This is a genomic window from Micropruina sp. (assembly GCF_027492755.1).
In the GTDB taxonomy this organism is placed as follows: domain Bacteria; phylum Actinomycetota; class Actinomycetes; order Propionibacteriales; family Propionibacteriaceae; genus Micropruina.
The window spans coordinates 1-18410 of record NZ_JAPUED010000058.1 but is presented as its reverse complement, the minus strand read 5'-3'; the positions used below and the strand labels follow the sequence as shown (position 1 = coordinate 18410).

Genomic DNA, 18410 nt, shown 5'->3' with positions numbered 1-18410 from the left:
TACAACCAGGCAAAGGGTAAGAAAGTCGCGGTCCTCGGCTGGGACACCGCGAAGAAGGACGGCACTTTCATCGGCGGCCAGGCCGCATTCGACGATCTGCCCGGCGGCAAGAAGGTCGCCTCCAACCTGATGGCGCAGGGCGCCGACATCCTGCTGCCGGTCGCCGGCCCGTCCGGTGAAGGCGCGCTGCAGGTCGCCAAGTCCAGCAACGGCAAGGTCGCCTCGCTGTGGGTGGACACCGACGGCTGCGTCAGCCAGGAGCAGTACTGCGCGGTCATCCCGACCTCGGTCGGCAAGGCGATGGACCTGGCCGTCTTCGAGGCGATCAAGGCCGCCAAGGAGAACAACTTCAGCAACGAGATCTACGTGGGCACGCTGGCCAACGGCGGCGCCTACCTGGCCCCGTTCCACGACTGGGATTCGAAGGTCTCCGCCGAGACCAAGGCCGAACTCGACAAGATCAAGGCCGACATCATCGCGGGCACCATCAAGACGACCGCCTGAGAGTTGCCGCAGGACCGACGGAAGGGGGCGCGTGCCGCGCCCCCTTCTGACGTTCCCAAGGCACCGATCGGGAAGGAACGGTGTGAATGACCAGCTCCACGTCATCGCCGCCGGCGGAATCGGCCGGCCTGCAACTCAAGGGCATCACCAAGACGTTCGGTTCGTTCGTCGCCAACGACGCCATCGACCTCGACGTCCGGCCCGGTGAGATCCACTGCCTGCTCGGTGAGAACGGTGCCGGCAAGTCGACGCTGATGAACGTGCTGTACGGGCTCTACCAGCCCGACGGCGGCCAGATCGTCATCGACGGCACCCCGCGACAGTTCGCCGACCCGAAGCAGGCGATGGCCGCCGGGATCGGCATGGTGCACCAGCACTTCATGCTGGTCGAGGTGTTCAGCGTCGCCGAGAACCTCATCCTGGGCCGCGAGCCCGGCCTGGTGGTGGACATGAAGACCGCGCGGGCGACCGTCCGGGAGTTGTCCGCCCGCTACGGCCTGCCGGTCGACCCGGACGCCGTCATCGAGGACCTGCCGGTGGGCATCCAGCAGCGGGTGGAGATTCTCAAGGCGCTGGCCAACGACGCGAAGTACCTGATCTTCGACGAGCCCACCGCAGTGCTCACCCCGCAGGAGATCGACGAGTTGATGGTCGTCATGCAGAACCTGCGCGACGAGGGACGCGGCATCGTCTTCATCACCCACAAGCTGCGCGAGGTGCGGGCCATCGCCGACCGGATCACCGTGCTGCGCCGCGGCCGGGTGGTCGGCCAGGCCGAGCCCGGGACGTCCGAGCAGGAGCTGGCCCGGTTGATGGTCGGCCGGGCGGTCGACCTCAGCGTTGACAAGGAGCATGCCGCGCCCGGCGCCGTCCGGCTCGAGGTCAGTGGGCTGACGGTTGCCAACGCGGCCGGTGCCGTGGTGGTGGACGGCATCGACTTCGAGGTGTCCGGCGGCGAGATCCTGTGCATCGCCGGCGTCCAGGGCAACGGCCAGTCCGAACTGGCCGACGCGCTGCTGGGCAACGCCGCGGTGCTGTCCGGCCGGATCGAGCTGGACGGGGTCGACATCAGCCACGCCACGCCACGGCAGACGATCGTCGCGGGCATGGGCTTCGTCCCCGAGGACCGGCAGCACGACGGCTTCATCGGCAGCTTCACCATTGCCGAGAACCTGGTGCTGAACCGCTACGACCGGCCGCCGTTCGCGTCCGGGCTGTCGCTGGATCTGCGCGCCATCGACCGCAACGCGGTGGCGCTGCGGGACGAGTTCGACATCCGCACACCCGACGTGCGGAACCTGGGTTCGTCGCTGTCCGGGGGCAACGCGCAGAAGGCGGTGCTGGCCCGCGAGCTGAGCCGGGACCTGTCGGTGCTGGTGGCCTCGCAGCCGACCCGCGGGGTGGACGTCGGCGCCATCGAATTCCTGCACAAGCGGATCGTCGCCGAACGCGACCGCGGCACCGCCGTGCTGCTGGTGTCCACCGAACTGGAGGAAGTCGAGGCGCTGGCCGACCGGGTGCTGGTGATGTACCGCGGCACCGTGGTGGGCATCGTCGCCCCGGACACCCCGCGCGACGTGCTGGGCATGATGATGGCCGGCGTCCCCTACGACGAGGCGGTTGCCCTGGTCAGGGACGCCGAGCAGGGGGAGGGCGAATGATGGCCGAGACACTGCGCACGTCACGGGTGCGGGAATGGGCCCGGTCCCGCTGGCGCGACTGGGTGATCACCCTCGCCGCGTTCGTACTGGCCCTGATCGTCGGGGCGATCCTGATGATCGCCGCCGACCCGGCCGTGTCGAGCAACTTCGCCTACCTGTTCACCGCACCCGGGCTGGCGCTGGGCGCGGCCTGGACCAAGGTCTCCACCGCGTACGCGGCGCTGCTGAACGGGGCGATCGGCTCACCGGAGGCGCTCGCCGCCACCACCGCGGCCGCCGCTCCGCTGATCTGCGCCGGCCTCGCGGTCGGGTTGGCGTTCCGGGCCGGACTGTTCAACATCGGCGCCCAGGGACAGGCGATCGTGGCATCGATGGCTGCCGCCTACGTCGGCTTCGCGTGGTCGCTGCCACCGGTGGTGCACCTGGTGGTGGCGGTGGCCGCCGGCCTCATCGTGGGCGGTGTCTGGGGCGGCCTGGTCGGCTGGCTGAAGGCCCGCACCGGCGCGCACGAGGTGATCGTCACGATCATGATGAACTACCTCGCCGCCGGGCTGCTGGCCTGGACGTTGACCACCACGGCTTTCCAGCGTCCGGGTCGTGCGGATCCGATCTCGCCCGAGGTGCCGGACTCCGCCGCCTTCCCGCAGCTGTGGGGGCAGCTCCATCTGGGCTTCTTCGTGGCGCTGGCGGCTGCCGTCGCCGTCGGCTGGCTGCTGGAACGCTCCACCGTCGGCTTCGCCATCCGGGCGGTCGGCGCCAACCCGTCCGCCGCCGGGACCGCGGGCATGAACGTGGGCACCACCACGATCGTCACGATGACGATCGCCGGTGCGCTGGCCGGGCTGGCCGGCGTCCAGGCGGCGCTCGGACCGTCGGTGAACGGGGTGCCGGTGCCGCTCACCGAGGGACTGGTCGGCACGGTCGGCTTCGACGCCATCACCGTGGCGTTGCTGGGCCGCTCCCGGCCGCTCGGCATCGTGCTGGCCGGGCTGCTGTTCGGCGGGCTGAGCGCCGGCGGGTTGGCGATGCAGAGCGTGGCGCAGACGCCGCTCACCCTGACCCTGGTGTTGCAGGCGTTGGTGGTGCTGTTCGTCGCGGCACCGCAGCTGGTCGCCACGCTGGTGCCGTTCCTGAAGGCCCGCAAGACCCGCGTCTCGCTGACGGGGGTGGACGCATGAGCACCGAATCGCGTGCGCCGAGCCTGACCGATGCCCCCGAGCAGCTCGACTTCGAGGTGATCGAATCCCGCGACGCGCGCCGCGCCCGGATCTCCACCGGTGCGCTGATCGGCATCGTCGGGGTGATGCTGGGGGTGCTGTTCTTCGGCACCGAGGGCAGCGCGAGCTTCGCGCTGTCGGACGCCTTCGCTGACGTCCAGCTGCCCACGATCGTCATTCCCGGTGCGCCGGTCGTCGCGGTCGCCGCGGTGGCCTGCCTGCTGGTGGCTGCCGGCTTCCTGTCCGGACGGCTGCGTGGCCGGCAGCGCACCCTGGCCGGGGTGATCGCCGGGCTGGCGGTGGTGATCGGCTTCCTGACCTGGGCGGCGGCCGGCAAGGACCTGCCCTTCCCGGTGGCCAACCAGCTGGCCGGCACCGTGTTCACCGCCACCCCGCTGATCCTCGGCGCGCTGTGCGGTTCGCTGGGGGAGCGGGCCGGCGTGGTGAACGTGGCGATCGAGGGCCAGTTCCTGACGGCCGCCTTCGCCGCTGCCCTGGTCGGCTCGGTCACCAAGTCCATCCCGGCGGCGCTGTTCGCGGCGGTGCTGGCGGGCGTCATGATGGCCGCCGTGCTGGCCCTGTTCGCGATCAAGTACCTGGTCGACCAGGTGGTGCTGGGTGTGGTGATCAACCTGCTCGCCTCGGGCATCACCGGCTTCCTGTTCGACCAGCTGGTGCAGCCCAACTCGCGGGCGCTGAACAACGCCCCGACCATGGACACCATTCCGATCCCGCTGCTCAGCGACATCCCGCTGCTCGGGCCGGTGCTGTTCGACCAGACCATCCTGGTCTACCTGGCGGTGATCTCGGTGGTCGTGGTGTGGTTCCTGCTCTACCGCACCCGGTGGGGGCTGCGGGTGCGGGCGGTCGGCGAGCACCCGGAGGCGGCCGACGCGGTCGGCATCTCGGTGAAACGCGTCCGCTGGCAGGCCGTGCTGGTCGCCGGCGTCTTCTCCGGGCTGGGCGGGGCCTTCTTCACCGTCGGCTCGATCGGCTCGTTCAGCAAGGACCTGACCGCCGGCAACGGCTTCATCGCGTTGGCCGCGGTGATCATGGGCCGCTGGCACCCGGTGCTGGCCGCCACCATGGCGCTGTTCTTCGGCTTCGTGGTGCAGATGGCGTCCCAGTTGCAGACCCTGAACACGCCGGTGCCCAGCCAGTTCCTGCTGATGCTGCCCTACCTGGCCACGATCATCGCCGTCGCCGGCCTGATCGGACGCACCCGCGCCCCCGCCGCCGACGGCGTCCCGTATGCGAAGTGAGATCCGCTACAACCGACACACGAGGTGACCATGGCTGAGATCGATTGGGACGCGCTGCGGACCCGGGCGCGCGAACTGTGTGACCGGGCCTACGCGCCGTACTCGCGGTTCCCGGTGGGGGCGGCGGCGCTGGTCGACGACGGACGGCTGGTGGCCGGCTGCAACGTCGAGAACGCCTCCTACGGCCTCACCCTGTGCGCCGAGTGCGGACTGGTCTCGGAGCTGGCAGCCACCGGCGGCGGACGCCTGCTCGCCTTCGCCTGCGTCAACGCGCTGGGCGAGCCGCTGATGCCGTGCGGCCGTTGCCGCCAACTGCTCTACGAGTTCGGCGGGGCGGAGTTGCTGCTGGACACCCCCGAAGGCATCCGGACGATGGCCCAGGTGCTGCCGCAGGCGTTCGGCCCGGACGACATCCTGCACGTGACCGACCACGCCTAGCGATCGCTGGTCGAGCTTGTCGAGACCCCTGTGGCAACGGTTTCGACAAGCTCAACCAGCGGGGTGCGGCGGGCTCAGGCGATCAGGATGCGCACCGGATCGGCGACGTCGTGCCGGCCGTCCAGGGCCGTCCAGGCGGTGTGCAGCACGTCCACGGCGGCCAGCAGGTCGGCCTCCGGCCGGGTGTAGGGCAGCCGGACGAACGACGCCAGCCCGCCCTCAGGCGCGAACACCGAGCCCGGGGTGATCACCAGGCCGCGGCGCTCGCACTCGACCGCCAGGGCCGCGGCCACCGGACGGGGCAGCTCGCACCACAGTGACAACCCGCCGGCCGGGACACGGAAGCGCCAGTCGGGCAGCCGTTCGGCCAGGGCGCCGGCCAGGGCATCCCGCTGGGCGCGCAGTCGCGCGCGCTGCTGGTGCGCGTCGCCGTCCGGGCCGGTGAGCAGCTCGGTCAGCACCAACTGCTCCAGGATCGGTGCGCCCAGGTCGAGTCCGAGCCGAGCCCGGGTGAACAGCTGCTGGCGGCCGTGGGGCACTCGCAGCCAGCCGACCCGCAGCCCACCCCAGAACGCCTTGGACGAACCGCCGACGGTGATCGCGGACGAACTGTGTGCCGCCATCGGGGCCGGGACCGGCAGCTGTTCCAGATGCAGGTCGGCGTGACTCTCATCGACGATCGCCACAGTCCGGGCACGAGCCAGGGCGGCCCCGAGCCGATCGCGCTGGTCGTCGTTCAGCAGCAGCCCGGTCGGATTCTGATAGTCCGGGATCAGATAGGCCGCACGAGGCGCCGCCTGGCGCAGCGACGCCTCCATGGCGTCCAGGTCCCAGCCGTCCGGATCGACCGGGACGGCCACCACCCGGGCCCCGGCCCGGCGCAGCGAGGTCACCGCGTTCGGATACACCGGTGATTCGACCAGCACCCGGTCACCGGGCCCGAGCAGGGCCTGCGCGGCCGCGGCGATGGCGGCGATCGCCCCCGAGGTCACCAGCACCTGATCGGAGGAGGTGGGCAGCCCACGCCGCCGGTAGCGATCCGCGATCGCCTCACGCAGCTCGGGCAGACCCAGCGGGAAGTAGCCATGGCCGGTGAGATAGGCCGGCAGGGCCGCTGCCGCGGCCGCATAGGCGCTGGCCAGGCCGGGAACCGCCGCGGGCGCCGCGCAGCTCAGATCCATCGTCGAGGCCCGGTCGGGCTGGGGGAGCAGGGCGCGGTCATGGCCGCGGGCCGGGCCGCCGGGCACCCGCGTCCAGGTGCCGGAGCCCTGCCGGGCGGCCGCGTAGCCGGCCTCGCGCAACATGCCGTAGGCCCTGGTCACCGTCGTCCGGGAAAGGCCCAGCGCGGTGGCCAGGTCACGCTCGCTGGGCAGCCGCTGGTCCAGCGGCAGCAGGCCGTCGGCGATCACCGACGCCAGTCGGGTCGCCAGGCCACTGAAGGCGGGGGCAGGGATCTCGCCGACCAGATTGGCCACCCGGCTGGTGGGAATGGAGCCGCTCACCGGGCCACCGTGTCACGATTGGCTCTTTCATACAAGGCCATTGGGTGGAGAGGATGGGTCGCATGAGCACGAGTCGTCCGATCGAGATCTCCAATCTGGGTCCGCTGGGACAGCTGCGCACCGGTCGCCTGCCGCGCCGCGTCGCCCAGCTGTTCATCGGGCTGGTGCTGTTCGGGTTCTCGATCGCGCTGATGCTGCGCGGCAACCTCGGCGTGGCTCCGTGGGACGTGCTCAGCATCGGCCTGACCCATTGGCTGCCGCTCAGCTTCGGGCAGATCACCATCGCGCTCAGTTTCGTGGTGCTGCTGCTGTGGATCCCGGTCGGGGAGCGTCCGGGCGTCGGGACGCTGGCCAACGCGATCGTGATCGGGCTGGCGGTGGACGCGTCCCTGGTCTGGCTGCCGGCGGTGGACGACTGGGCGCCGCGGATCGCGCTGATGCTGTCCGGAGTGGTGCTGAACGGCGTCGCCGGCGCGGTCTACATCGGCGCGCAGCTGGGACGCGGCCCGCGCGACGGGCTGATGACCGGCCTGGCGCGCCGCACCGGACGCAGCCTGCGGCTGGTCCGCTCGCTGATCGAGGTGGTGGTGCTGGTGATCGGCCTGGCGCTGGGCGGTACGGCCGGCCTCGGCACCCTGGTGTTCGCCCTCGCCATCGGCCCGCTCACTCAATTTTTCCTCACCTGGACGCTGGTGCGCCAGCCGGAGCCGGTCGCCGGCTAGGTGCTCAGTCCGCGGCAGGCTCCGGGCGGGCCAGCGAGCAGCGGCGAGTGAGCCCGCCCGGCAGACGGCCCTGTGGGTCGAGCGGGGAGGCCGGGAAAGCTAGGGGTCAGCGCTTGACGAAGGACGGCAGCAGGCCGTCGAAGGTCAGCGTGTAGCCGAAGCCGTGGGCGACGATGTAGCCGATTCCGATGGCGATGGCGAGCAGCACCACGGCGAACAGGACGACCGCGAGCACCCGGCCGAAGGGATTCCGAGCGGTGTCGGGTAGATCACCGTTGGCCCAGGCGATGGATTTCACACCGAGCGCGAACAGAATCGGCAGGCCGGCGCCGAGCGCCAGCCCGGCGGCCAGGATCCGCCAGGCGTCATCGAGGGCGGTGAGCCACATCAGACCCCCACCTCCTTCTTGTCCGGCTTGCTGTCCTTCGGGGCCGGTGCCCAATCGTCATTGACGTTGTGATGGCCGATCGGCTCCTTGCGCGAATGCAGCCACATGTAGCCGCCGGCGGCGCAGAGCAGCAGGAACACCACGCTGGCACCCACGCCGGGCCCGAGCGCGTTGCCGATCAGGAACATCAATGCACCGACGGCAGCGGCCGCCGGCAGCGTGGTCAGCCAGGCGGACGCCATCCGGCCGGCGACTCCCCAACGCACCTGCGCGCCGGGGCGTCCGACCCCGGAGCCGAGGATCGAGCCGGTCGCCACATGGGTGGTGGACAGCGCGAAACCGAGCTGGCTGGAGGCCAGGATCACCGAGGCGGACGCCATGTCGGCGCTCATTCCCTGTGGCGGCTCGATCTCGACCAGCCCCTTGCCCATGGTGCGGATGATTCGCCAGCCGCCCAGATAGGTGCCCAGCGCGATCGTGACGGCGCAGGCCAGCTTCACCCACAACGGCACCTCGTGCGTGCTGTCCCAGTGCCCGGAGGCGATCAGCGCGAGAGTGATCACACCCATCGTCTTCTGGGCGTCGTTGGTGCCGTGTGACAGCGACATCAGCGAAGCCGCCCCCACCTGGCCCCAGCGGAAGCCCTGAGTGCGGTACCTCTCGGTCAGCTTGGCGGCGACCTTGAACACCAGGCTGGTGCCGACCAGGGCGACGATCAGCGCGATCGCCGGTGACATCAGGCCGGGCAGGATCACCTTGCCGACCACGCCGTCCACCTTGCCGCCCTCGCCGACCCACTTGACGCCGCCCCAGCCGAGGCCGGCCAGGGTGGCGCCGACCAGGCCGCCGAACAGAGCGTGCGACGAGCTGGAGGGCAGTCCCCACAGCCAGGTGGCGAGGTTCCAGATGATGGCGCCGGCCAGCCCCGCGAGCAGGATCAACAGCAGCCGGGTGCCGCCGTCGGCGAGCAATTCGGCGCGCGGCGAGCCGTCCGGATTCTGCAGGTTGATCACCGCGTTGGTGACGGTGAGGGCCACTTCGACCGAGAGTAGAGCGCCCACCAGGTTCAGGGTCGCGCACAGTACGACAGCGGTCTTCGGGGTCAACGCCTTAGTGGCGATCGACGCAGCCATCGCATTGGCTGTGTCGTGAAATCCGTTCGTGAAGTCGAAGGCCAGAGCCGTGACGACGACGAGCGCCAAGAGTATGAGCTCGGGGGACACGTGTTCATCGTAGGGACAATCTCGTCACCGCGGAAACAGTTGGTTGAGAGTCAACCGTAACCCCTTGTTAATGCCGTGTTCACCAAGCCCGTCATGATCGATGATGGGCGCTGGTGAGGGGGTCACGCGCCGAACCTTTAGGATGCCCATCATGACTTCTCCCATCCTGACCGCGGTGGCTTGGCCGTATGCCAACGGTCCGCGGCACATCGGCCACGTCTCCGGCTTCGGCGTCCCCTCGGACGTCTTCTCGCGCTACATGCGAATGGCCGGCAACGACGTGCTGATGGTGTCGGGAACGGACGAGCACGGCACCGCCATTCAGGTGCAGGCTGAGAAGGAGGGGCTGACCCCGCAACAGACCGCGGACAAGTACCACCGGGTGATCGCCGAGGACCTCGCCGGGCTGGGTTGTTGTTACGACCTGTACACCCGCACCACCACCCTCAACCACCGGACGACGGTCCAGGAGCTGTTCCGGGCGCTGCACGCCAACGGCTACATCGTCGCGCAGCGGCAACAGGGCGCGATCAGCCCGTCCACCGGACGCACCCTGCCCGACCGATACATCGAGGGCACCTGCCCGCATTGCGGCTTCGACGGGGCCCGCGGCGACCAGTGCGACAACTGCGGACGGCAGCTCGACCCGATCGATCTGATCAACCCACGCTCACGGATCAACGGCGAGGCGCCGCGGTTCATCGAGACCGAGCACTTCTTCCTCGACCTGCCGGCGCTGGCCGGCGCGCTCGGCGAATGGCTGGAGACCCGCACCGACTGGCGTCCGAACGTGCTCAAGTTCAGCGAGAACCTGCTCGCCGAGCTGCGGCCCCGGGCCATCACCCGCGACCTGGACTGGGGTGTGCCGATCCCGATCGAGGGGTGGGAGGACGCCCCGATGAAGCGGATCTACGTCTGGTTCGACGCGGTCATCGGCTACCTGTCGGCGTCCATCGAATGGGCCAAGCGGTCCGGCGACCCGGACGCCTGGAAGCGCTGGTGGAGCAACGACGACGCCCGGTCGTACTACTTCATGGGCAAGGACAACATCACCTTCCACTCGGTGATCTGGCCCGGCATTCTGCTCGGCGCCAATGGCCAGGGCGATAAGGGCGGCGAGCCGTCGGCGTTCGGTCTGCTCGACCTGCCGACCGAGATCGTGTCGTCGGAGTTCCTGACCATGTCGGGCTCGAAGCTGGCCTCGTCGCGTGGGCATGTGATCTACGTGCGCGACTTCCTGCGCGATTTCGGTCCGGACGCCCTGCGCTACTTCATCGCGGTCAACGGTCCGGAGAACCAGGACACCGACTTCACCTGGGAGGAGTTCGTCCGCCGGATCAACTTCGAACTCGCCAACGAGTGGGGCAACCTGATCAACCGGTCGATCTCGATGGCGCACAAGAACGTCGGCGCGATCCCGGCAGCGGGTGAGCTGACTGAGGCGGACGAGGCCCTGCTGCAGGCCGCCAAGGACGCCTACGCGGTGGTCGGCGACGCCTGGGGCCGGTGCAAATTCAAGCTGGCCACCACCGAGGCGATGCGGGTCGTCGGCCTGGCCAACAAGTACCTCTCCGATCAGGAGCCGTGGAAGCTCAAGGACGACCCGGTCCGCCGCGACACCGTGCTGCACGTCGCGCTGCAGGTCGTCCAGGACTGCAACACCCTGCTCACCCCGCTGCTGCCGCACGCCGCGCAGAAGGTGTTCGAGGCTCTCGGCGGCGAAGGTGTCTGGGCGGCCCAGCCCGAACTGACCGAGGTCACCGAGCCGGGCGCCGAGGCGCCCTACCCGGTACTGCGCGGCGACTACGTCAACCAGCAGGCGACCTGGGAGTCCCGCCCGATCGCGGTCGGGACGCCGCTGGCGAAGCCCACCCCGATCTTCACCAAGCTCGACCCGAAGCTGGCCGAGACCGGACCGGAGTGGGCCCCGATCGCCTGAGCTACTGGCCGTTGGGGGTCAGGATGACCTTCAGGGCCTCACCGGTCCGGGTCATCTCGATGGCCCGGTTGATGTCGCTGAGCGGAAGCACATGTGAGACCAGCCGGTCGGCCGGGAACTTGGGGTCGATCGCCAGCTCGAAGGCCTTCTGCACCTGCATGGTGTTCGAGCCGTAGTGACCGTAGATCCACAGCCCGCGGTAGTGCACCAGGTTGCTGTCGACCTCGGTCAGCGCGCCCTTGGCGACACCGCCGAAGAAGACCATGGTGCCGGCCCGCTTCGTCATCAGCAGCCCCTGCTGTTGGGCGATGGTGGACGGGTTGGCCGAGATCACCTTGTCGGCGCCCAGTCCACCGGTGAGCCGCAGCACCTCCTCGACCGGGTCGACTTCGCTGGAGTTGACCCGATGGTCGATCTCGTCGAACGCCGCCGACTTGTCCAGCCGGTCGGCGTTCACGTCGACCAGAATGATGTTGCTGGCGCCGCGCATCCGGCACAGGATCGCCAGGAACACCCCGATCGGGCCGGCGCCGAGGATCGCCACCGAGTCGCCGATGGTCACGTTGATGTTGTCCACGCAGGCGTAGGTGGACGACATCGGCTCGGCCAGCGCGGCGCGGACCGGGTCGACGCCGTCGGGCACCTTGAAGGTGGCGCCGCGCTCGACGCGCTTGGGACCGTAGGCGATGTACTGGGCGAAGCCGCCCGGCTGCTCGGTGTACTCCTCGACGTTCGGGCACTGCTCGCTGTGCCCGCTGCGGCAGAAGTCACACCGCAGGCAGTGCGCGACGGGATAGACGTAGATCATCTCGCCCACCTGGTACTCGCTGACGCCCGGCGCCACCTGGTCGACCAGCCCGACGACCTCGTGGCCGTAGATGTGCGGGTAGACGCCCTTGCGCGAGTCGGTGGTCAGGTTGCGGATGTCCGAACCGCACATGCCCACCGCCATCACCTTGACCACGAAGCCGCCCTCGGGACAGGCCGGCTTCTCGACCTGTTCGACGCGGATATCACCGGGGCCATACATCAGCGCGGCGTCCATCAGTTCGGTCATGCTGCAGCTCCTTCACATTCGGGTTTTCGTAGTAGATAGCCGCGAGTTTCGCGGAGCGGGCGACGGGTGGCAAGCCGCGTCTTGCGGGTCAGCCGTCCAGGCGCAGAGCCAGGTCCAGGTCGTGACGGAGCCCGCTGAGCAGGGCGGAGGCCTCGCTCCGCGCTCCGGCCAGGTCGTGCGGGGTGGGGGGCAGCCTCACCTGCAGGTAGCACTTCAGCTTGGGCTCGGTGCCGGACGGCCGGACGACGGCCCGCACCCGGTCGCCGGTGAACAGCAGACCGTCGGTGGCGGGCAACCCGTCGCTGCCGGCCGCCAGGTCGACGACGGCGACCGGCTCGCCGGCCAGAGCCTCCGGCGGGGCGACGCGCAGCCGGGCCATCGCCTCACCGATCACCGCCAGATCCTCGACCCGGTAGCTGAGCGGCTCGGTGAGACAGACGCCGTGATCGCGGGCCAGGTCGTCGAGCCGGTCGGCGAGGCCGCGGCCGGCCGTCTTGAGCCGGGCGGCCAACTCGAGCGCCCGCAGCGCGGCGGTGATGCCGTCCTTGTCGGCGACGGCCTCCGGGTCGAGGCAGTAGCCGATCGCCTCCTCGTAACCGAACGCCAGCCCGGGCACCCGGGCGATCCACTTGAAGCCGGTCAGGGTCTGCCGGAACGGCTGCCCATGGACTGCCGCAAGATCGCCCAGCAGGGTGCTGGAGACCACCGAACAGGCGTAGGTTCCCGCAACCCCCGCCTCCAGGCCCGCGGAGGCCAGCAGCCAGCCCAGCTCATCGCCGCTGAGCATCCGCCAGTCGCCGTCGACCGGGCAGGCGACGGCACACCGGTCGGCGTCCGGATCGCTGGCGATCGCGAGATCGGCGCCCATCTCGCGAGCCAGGGCGATGGCCAGGTCGATCGCGCCCGGCTCCTCGGGGTTCGGGAAGGCGACGGTGGGAAACGCGGGGTCCGGTTCGGCCTGCACGGCGACCTGAATGGGAGACGGGAAACCGGCCGCGCAGGCCGCACGCGCCATGGCGTCCGAACTGACGCCGTGCAGGGCGGTGTGCACCCAGACGACCTCGCGTGCGGAACTGCCGGCGACCAGCGCGGCGGCCCGGTCGACGTAGGCCTCGACCAGGTCGTCGCCGAGCAGTTCGTAGTCGTCACCGCGGGCAATGGTCGCCAGCGGTCGCCGGGACGCCGCCCCGATCCGCGCGGCGATCTCGGCGTCCGCCGGCGGGATGATCTGGGACCCGTCGCCGAGATAGACCTTGTAGCCGTTGTCCTGCGGCGGATTGTGTGAGGCGGTCACGATCACGCCGGCGACACAGCCGTAGTAGCGGACGCCGAACGCCACCACCGGGGTGGGCTGAGGCTCGTCGCACAACAGCACCCGGAGGCCGGCACCAGCCAGGATCTCGGCGGTGTCGCGGGCGAAGACGTCGGAGTTGTAGCGGGCGTCGAAACCGACGATCACCCGGCCGCCGGCGTGCCCCTGGTCGATCAGGTAGCGGGCCAGCCCGGCGGCGGCGCGTCCGACCACCACCCGGTTCATCCGGGCCGGGCCGGGGCCCAGGGCGCCGCGCAAGCCCGCGGTGCCGAACGCCAGCGGCCCGGCGAAGGCGTCGGCGAGTTCGGCGCTCGCCGCCGGGTCACCGTCCCGGGCCCGGTCGCGCAGGTGGATCAGCGCCAGCTGGGTCGCCGCGTCCGGATCGTCGGCCAGCCAGGCCGTGATCGCGGCCTCCAGTTCCTCGCTGATCACAGTCGCTCCCACAGCCCGGCCAGCAGCCCGCGCAGCCGAGGCTGCGCGACGAGGCCGGCCTCGACCACCTCGGCGTGCGACAACGGCTCGGACGCGATGCCGGCGGCCGCGTTGGTGACCAGCGAGATGCCGAGCACCTCGAGGCCGGCCTCGCGGGCGGCGATCGCTTCGAGTGCGGTGGACATGCCGACCAGGGTGCCGCCGATCACCTTCGCCATCTGCACCTCTGCGGGTGTCTCGTAGGCAGGCCCGTGGAACTGGCAGTAGATGCCCTCTTCCAGGCTCGGATCGACATCTTTGGCCAGGGCACGCAATCGCGAGCTGTACACCTCGGTGAGATCGATGAAACGTGGCCCGACAAGGGGTGTCGCGCCGGTCAGGTTGATCTGGTCGGCGATCAGCACCGGCGCGCCGGGGGCGTGGGCGATGCCGCCGCAGCCGTTGGTGAGCACCAGCGTGGAGGCCCCGGCGGCCGCGGCCGTGCGCACCCCATGCACCACCGGGGCGACGCCGCGTCCCTCGTAGAGATGGGTGCGTCCGGTGAGGATCGCGGCCACCGATCCCGACGCCGTCAGCACCAGGCGCAACGCACCGCCGTGCCCGGCGACAACCGGGGCGGAGAAACCCGGCAGGTCCGCCAGAGGGCACTCGCCGATCGGCTCGCCGAGACCCTGCGACGCCTGTGCCCACCCGGAACCCAACACCAGCGCCAGATCGATCCGGTCGATGCCGAATCGGCCGCGCAGGGCGTCCGCCGCATCGCCGGCGAGGGCGTAAGGATCGTCCATCCGGCGACGATATCGTTCCGCACCGACAGGTTCGAGGACACGCTGAAAGGCCTCGATGGTGGTTCCCCTCGGCCCAACGACACCGCCGTTCGGCGAGGTCGCGGCTCAGTCCTGCTTCGGCTCGTCGTCCTCGTCCTCGTCCTCGTCCGCGTCCTCGTCGATCGGCCGCAGCCCGAACGTACGGCGATCGGTGCGGCGCGGCAGTTGGGCGACCAGCCAGAGCAATGCGAACCCGAGGCCGAGCCACATCACCGCCTGGGCGGCGGGCAGCAGGCCGTCCATTCCCAGCAGCAGGCCGACGGCCATTCCCGCCACACCCAACAAGCAAGCCGCGGCGGCCACGCCGAGCACCACCCGGGTTGCGGTGTTCAGGCTGGACAGCTTGCCGGCCAGATGGACCACGCCGAGGGCCAGCGCGCCGGACAGCGGCACAGAGTAGAGCTGCAGCAACCGCTGCTGCAGCAGGGTCTGCTCAGGCAGTCCGACGGCGATCATCAGCACGGCTACTCCGACGAGTAGGGCACAGAGCACCCCGAGGGTGAGCGTGGAGCGGTCGTGCGGCACCTCGCTGAGCCTACTAGCGCCCAGGCCACCGACCTTCCCCCGCTGCGACGCCCGGACGCCCGAGGCAGCGGTGCGGCCGCTTGTCGCATCGGGATGCAAGAATGCCCGTCGTGATGGACGTGGTGATCATCGGCGGCGGTCCCGGCGGCTACGAGGCGGCGCTGGTGGCCAGCCAGCTGGGCGGACGGGTGACTGTGATCGAGCGTCGCGGCCCGGGCGGCTCGGCGGTGCTGACCGACGTGGTGCCGTCCAAGACCCTGATCGCGACCGCCGAGGTGATGACCACCCTGCGCGGGGCGCATGAACTCGGGCTGCGGCTCAACGGGGCCGAGGACCTGGCGGGAGCGTTCCGGGTTGACCTGGCGGCGGTCAACGAGCGGGTACTGCGGCTCGCAGCGGCCCAGTCCGGCGACATCCGCACCCGGCTGGAGGCCGAGGGCGTCCGGTTGATCGAAGGCAGCGGACGCCTCGACGGCACCGAGTGGGTGGTCGCCAGCACCGCCGACGGCGAGGAGCGGCTGCGGGCCGACATCATCCTGCTCGCCACCGGCACCACGCCGCGCGAACTGCCTGCCGCCCGCCCGGACGGCGAACGCATCCTGACCTGGACGCAGCTGTACGGGCTGAGCGAACTGCCGAAACGGCTGATCGTGGTCGGCTCCGGGGTGACCGGGGCGGAGTTCGCCAGCGCCTACAACGCACTCGGGGCCGACGTCGTCCTGGTCAGTTCGCGCGACCAGGTGCTGCCCGGCGAGGACGCCGACGCCGGCCGCGTCGTCCAGCAGGTGTTCGAACGCAGCGGCATGACCATCCTGTCCCGCTCCCGGGCCCACGCCGCGCGGGTGGTCGGCGACGAGGTGGTGGTCGAGCTGGCCGACGGGCGAACCGTCACCGGATCGCACTGCCTGATGGCGGTCGGTTCCACCCCCAACACCGCCGGCATCGGCCTGGAGTCCGCCGGCGTCGAGCTTGACGAGCGCGGCTACATCCGGGTCGACAAGGTCTCCCGCACCAGCGCCCGCGGGGTGTACGCGGCAGGCGACTGCACCGGGGTGTTCCCGCTGGCCTCCGTGGCCGCCATGCAGGGCCGGATCGCCATGTGGCACGCGCTCGGCGACGCCGTCGGCCCGCTCGATCTGCGCACCGTCGCCGCCAACGTGTTCACCGCGCCCGAGATCGCCACCGTCGGCGTCAGTCAGGCCGAACTCGACTCCGGGGCGGTCACCGGCCATGCGGTGATGCTGCCGCTGCACACCAACCCGCGGGCCAAGATGCGCGGCATCGCCGACGGCTTCGTGAAGATCTTCTGCCTGCCCACCACCCGGATCGTGATCGGCGGTGTGGTGGTGGCCCCGATCGCCAGCGAGCTGATCGAGGCACTGTCGCTGGCCGTCCGCGAGAAGCTGACCGTCGACCAGGTTGCCGAGAGCTTCACCGTGTACCCGTCGCTGACCGGTTCGATCGCCGAGGCCGCCCGCCGGCTGCACAGCGGGTCGCTGGAGTCCGTCACCTACTGACGCCTCTGCCGGCAGTCCATCCGCCTCGCAGCCACCCTCCGCATCCACGCGCTGCCCCGGAGTGCTTTGCGGGGAGCGGGTCAGTCGTCGACGCGGAGGCCCTCGCGGGTGGCGTCCAGGGTTGCCTTCAGGCTCTCGGCGGTGTTGGGCAGGTAGCTGAGGTAGGCGTAGCTCTCGTCACCGACCTGGACGGCGATGACCGTCTGCACCTCCCGGGTGGCGCGGATGCCGGGCACGGTGAAGCTCAGGTCGGTGATCCGGATCCAGCCGGGGTGGCCGTCGACGGTCCGTTCCTCATCACGGCGCACCTCGGGGTGGTAGTCGATGCCGCGCCAGGTCATCGACAGCGAACACTGGCTGACCACCTCGGCCGCCCGCTGTCCGCCCCAGACGCCGTCCACCGAACTCAGCCTGGCCAGGGCTACCACCGAGTCCCAGCCCATGCTGTTCGCTTGGGGAGCCTCGACCGAGGCGTGCTGCGAACCGACCAGGTTGCCGAACGCCATGTACTCGAGATTGGACGGCGGTCCGTACGGCACCGGGGCGACCGGGTAGGACACCTTGCCGATCTGCACCCGGCCGTCGCGCACGACCGCCTGCGGTGACATCGACGCGGGGCTGCCGGCCGCCGGGCAGGGGAAGCCCGCCGGGCTCGCCGTCCGCACCGGGTCGAAGTCGATGCGGGGCGAGGTGCAGCCGACAAGCAGCACGGCCAAGGCTCCGGCCAACGCCGCCCGGGTCGGCGTCAGGCGGCGCGGCGCACGAGCCATCAGTCGGTCAGAGGTTGTTCGGGCCGATGTCGGCCACCAGCCCATCGCCGCGCCAGGACGCGTAGTAGCCGTCCGCCCAACCGGCGTAGGCCGGTCCGCCCTCCCAGTACGGCACCCGGCGATCGTCGCGCTCCACGGTGCGGATGTAGGGGTCGGCGCCGGCCTCGATGCGAGCCGCGTCGGCGGCGCAGGCGGGCACGCTGCGGCGCTGCCAGGTGACGTTGGTGGCTGACGGGCCGTGGCCGGGGTTGAAGAAGCAGGGGGGACGGCGCGCGGGCGACGGCTGCCCGGCGGCGCAGGCGGCGAGCCGGGCGGCCGCCCAACGGCCCTCTGCGAGGATCGCGGTGACCCGGCCGAAGTCGCTCGGACGGCTGGCCTCGCGCAGCGACTGCTGGGCACCTGCGTGCAGGGCGCTCACCAAGGCGTAGAGGTCGGCGGCCTGGGCGTCCTCGTCGGCGAGTACGGCGAGCCGGCTCACTTCGTCACCGAAGCTGTTCACGTCGGCCTCGGCGGCCCGCCGGGCGAGACGCACCTGGCTGGCCTGCTCGACACGGACGCGCCGGGTTTGGCTCACGGCGGCACGGGCGATCACGACGAAGGCGGCGGCCACGACGGCCACCAGCAACACCACGCCGAGATAGTCCACCGGCTCATTGTGCACACATAAGCTGCTATGTCACCAAGAAATTCCGATGAATCTCCCTGCGACATAAACGCCGGCGGCCTGTCGCGGCGCGGTCACGATGCACTGATCAGTCCACGATGCTGCACAACACGGCACCGCTGGTCACGGTTGCACCCGTAGCCGCACGCAGGTTGCTGATGGTCCCGGCGCGGTGCGCGGCGATCGGCTGCTCCATCTTCATCGCCTCCAGCACCACGACCAGGTCGCCCTCGGCCACCTGGTCGCCCTCGGCCACCGCGACCCGGACGATGGTGCCCTGCATGGGTGCGGTGAGGTCGCCGGACGCCGCGGCGGCCGGCCGTGCGGTCCCCGTCCGCCGCGCCGGGCGGGAGGACTGGGTGGTGCTGGGACGAGACGGTGCCACCAGCGCGGCCGGCAGCCGGACCTCGAGCCGGCGTCCGTCCACCTCGACCACGAAGCTCTGCCGTT

At 70.5% G+C, this 18410-nt stretch carries 18 protein-coding genes; 8 read left to right on the top strand and 10 right to left on the bottom strand.

Annotated elements, in window-relative coordinates; genetic code table 11:
- The 5 genes from Q0066_RS03925 to Q0066_RS03905 form a co-directional block, all read left to right on the top strand.
- Positions 1-504, top strand: a 504-nt coding sequence (locus tag Q0066_RS03925; protein ID WP_298130260.1) for a BMP family ABC transporter substrate-binding protein, incomplete at its 5' end; no start/stop codon positions are given.
- An 86-nt stretch (positions 505-590) separates the two neighbouring features.
- Positions 591-2165 (top strand): ABC transporter ATP-binding protein, encoded by a 1575-nt coding sequence (locus tag Q0066_RS03920; RefSeq protein ID WP_298130258.1) that lies wholly within the window; start codon positions 591-593, stop codon positions 2163-2165.
- A complete protein-coding gene (locus Q0066_RS03915; RefSeq protein WP_298130256.1) occupies positions 2162-3343 on the top strand; it encodes an ABC transporter permease in 1182 nt (393 codons plus the stop codon). The genes Q0066_RS03920 and Q0066_RS03915 overlap by 4 nt, the downstream gene beginning before the upstream one ends.
- Positions 3340-4644 carry an ABC transporter permease gene (locus Q0066_RS03910; RefSeq protein WP_366521495.1) on the top strand — a complete coding sequence of 435 codons (1305 nt, stop codon included), beginning with the start codon at positions 3340-3342 and terminating at the stop codon, positions 4642-4644. The genes Q0066_RS03915 and Q0066_RS03910 overlap by 4 nt, the downstream gene beginning before the upstream one ends.
- Positions 4645-4674: 30 nt before the next feature.
- Positions 4675-5082: a cytidine deaminase gene (locus Q0066_RS03905; RefSeq protein ID WP_298130255.1), complete on the top strand. Its 408-nt coding sequence runs from the start codon at positions 4675-4677 to the stop codon at positions 5080-5082.
- Between the two features lie 74 nt (positions 5083-5156).
- On the opposite strand, the gene Q0066_RS03900 is transcribed toward Q0066_RS03905, so the two are convergent.
- A complete protein-coding gene (locus Q0066_RS03900) occupies positions 5157-6584 on the bottom strand; it encodes a PLP-dependent aminotransferase family protein (protein ID WP_298130253.1) in 1428 nt (475 codons plus the stop codon).
- A gap of 62 nt (positions 6585-6646) precedes the next feature.
- On the opposite strand from Q0066_RS03900, the gene Q0066_RS03895 reads away from it, so the two are divergent.
- Entirely contained in the window at positions 6647-7306 is a 660-nt protein-coding gene (locus Q0066_RS03895) for a hypothetical protein (protein WP_298130251.1), read from the top strand.
- Between the two features lie 106 nt (positions 7307-7412).
- On the opposite strand, the gene Q0066_RS03890 is transcribed toward Q0066_RS03895, so the two are convergent.
- Together Q0066_RS03890 and Q0066_RS03885 are read right to left on the bottom strand one after the other, a co-directional pair.
- Positions 7413-7694 carry a hypothetical protein gene (locus Q0066_RS03890; RefSeq protein WP_298130249.1) on the bottom strand — a complete coding sequence of 94 codons (282 nt, stop codon included), beginning with the start codon at positions 7692-7694 and terminating at the stop codon, positions 7413-7415.
- On the bottom strand, positions 7694-8917 hold the full coding sequence (locus tag Q0066_RS03885; protein ID WP_298130247.1) for an inorganic phosphate transporter: 1224 nt from the start codon (positions 8915-8917) through the stop codon (positions 7694-7696). The genes Q0066_RS03890 and Q0066_RS03885 overlap by 1 nt, the downstream gene beginning before the upstream one ends.
- Before the next feature lie 151 nt (positions 8918-9068).
- Between Q0066_RS03885 and metG the strand changes: the two genes are divergently transcribed.
- The gene (gene metG / locus Q0066_RS03880) at positions 9069-10856 is read left to right on the top strand and encodes a methionine--tRNA ligase (RefSeq protein ID WP_298130244.1); all 1788 of its coding nucleotides are present in this window, start codon (positions 9069-9071) and stop codon (positions 10854-10856) included.
- Position 10857: 1 nt separating this feature from the next.
- Here the strand turns inward: metG and Q0066_RS03875 are convergent, their stop codons facing one another.
- The 4 genes from Q0066_RS03875 to Q0066_RS03860 all read right to left on the bottom strand — a co-directional run bounded on the left by Q0066_RS03875 (position 10858) and on the right by Q0066_RS03860 (position 15009).
- The gene (locus tag Q0066_RS03875; protein WP_298130243.1) at positions 10858-11913 is read right to left on the bottom strand and encodes an alcohol dehydrogenase catalytic domain-containing protein; all 1056 of its coding nucleotides are present in this window, start codon (positions 11911-11913) and stop codon (positions 10858-10860) included.
- A gap of 88 nt (positions 11914-12001) precedes the next feature.
- A complete protein-coding gene (locus Q0066_RS03870; RefSeq protein WP_298130242.1) occupies positions 12002-13657 on the bottom strand; it encodes a phospho-sugar mutase in 1656 nt (551 codons plus the stop codon).
- On the bottom strand, positions 13654-14445 hold the full coding sequence (locus tag Q0066_RS03865; protein ID WP_298130241.1) for a purine-nucleoside phosphorylase: 792 nt from the start codon (positions 14443-14445) through the stop codon (positions 13654-13656). Before Q0066_RS03865 ends, Q0066_RS03870 begins: the two co-directional genes overlap by 4 nt.
- Positions 14446-14550: 105 nt before the next feature.
- On the bottom strand, positions 14551-15009 hold the full coding sequence (locus tag Q0066_RS03860) for a hypothetical protein (RefSeq protein ID WP_298130239.1): 459 nt from the start codon (positions 15007-15009) through the stop codon (positions 14551-14553).
- Positions 15010-15119: 110 nt separating this feature from the next.
- Between Q0066_RS03860 and Q0066_RS03855 the strand changes: the two genes are divergently transcribed.
- On the top strand, positions 15120-16526 hold the full coding sequence (locus Q0066_RS03855; protein WP_298130264.1) for an NAD(P)H-quinone dehydrogenase: 1407 nt from the start codon (positions 15120-15122) through the stop codon (positions 16524-16526).
- Positions 16527-16606: 80 nt separating this feature from the next.
- Here Q0066_RS03855 and Q0066_RS03850 read toward each other — a convergent pair whose 3' ends face one another.
- The 3 genes from Q0066_RS03850 to Q0066_RS03840 all read right to left on the bottom strand — a co-directional run.
- Positions 16607-17296, bottom strand: coding sequence for a hypothetical protein (locus Q0066_RS03850; protein WP_298130238.1), 690 nt, complete (start codon positions 17294-17296; stop codon positions 16607-16609).
- A gap of 7 nt (positions 17297-17303) precedes the next feature.
- Positions 17304-17942 (bottom strand): hypothetical protein, encoded by a 639-nt coding sequence (locus Q0066_RS03845; protein WP_298130235.1) that lies wholly within the window; start codon positions 17940-17942, stop codon positions 17304-17306.
- Positions 17943-18048: 106 nt separating this feature from the next.
- Positions 18049-18410, bottom strand: a 362-nt coding sequence (locus Q0066_RS03840) for a biotin/lipoyl-containing protein (RefSeq protein WP_298130233.1), incomplete at its 5' end; no start/stop codon positions are given.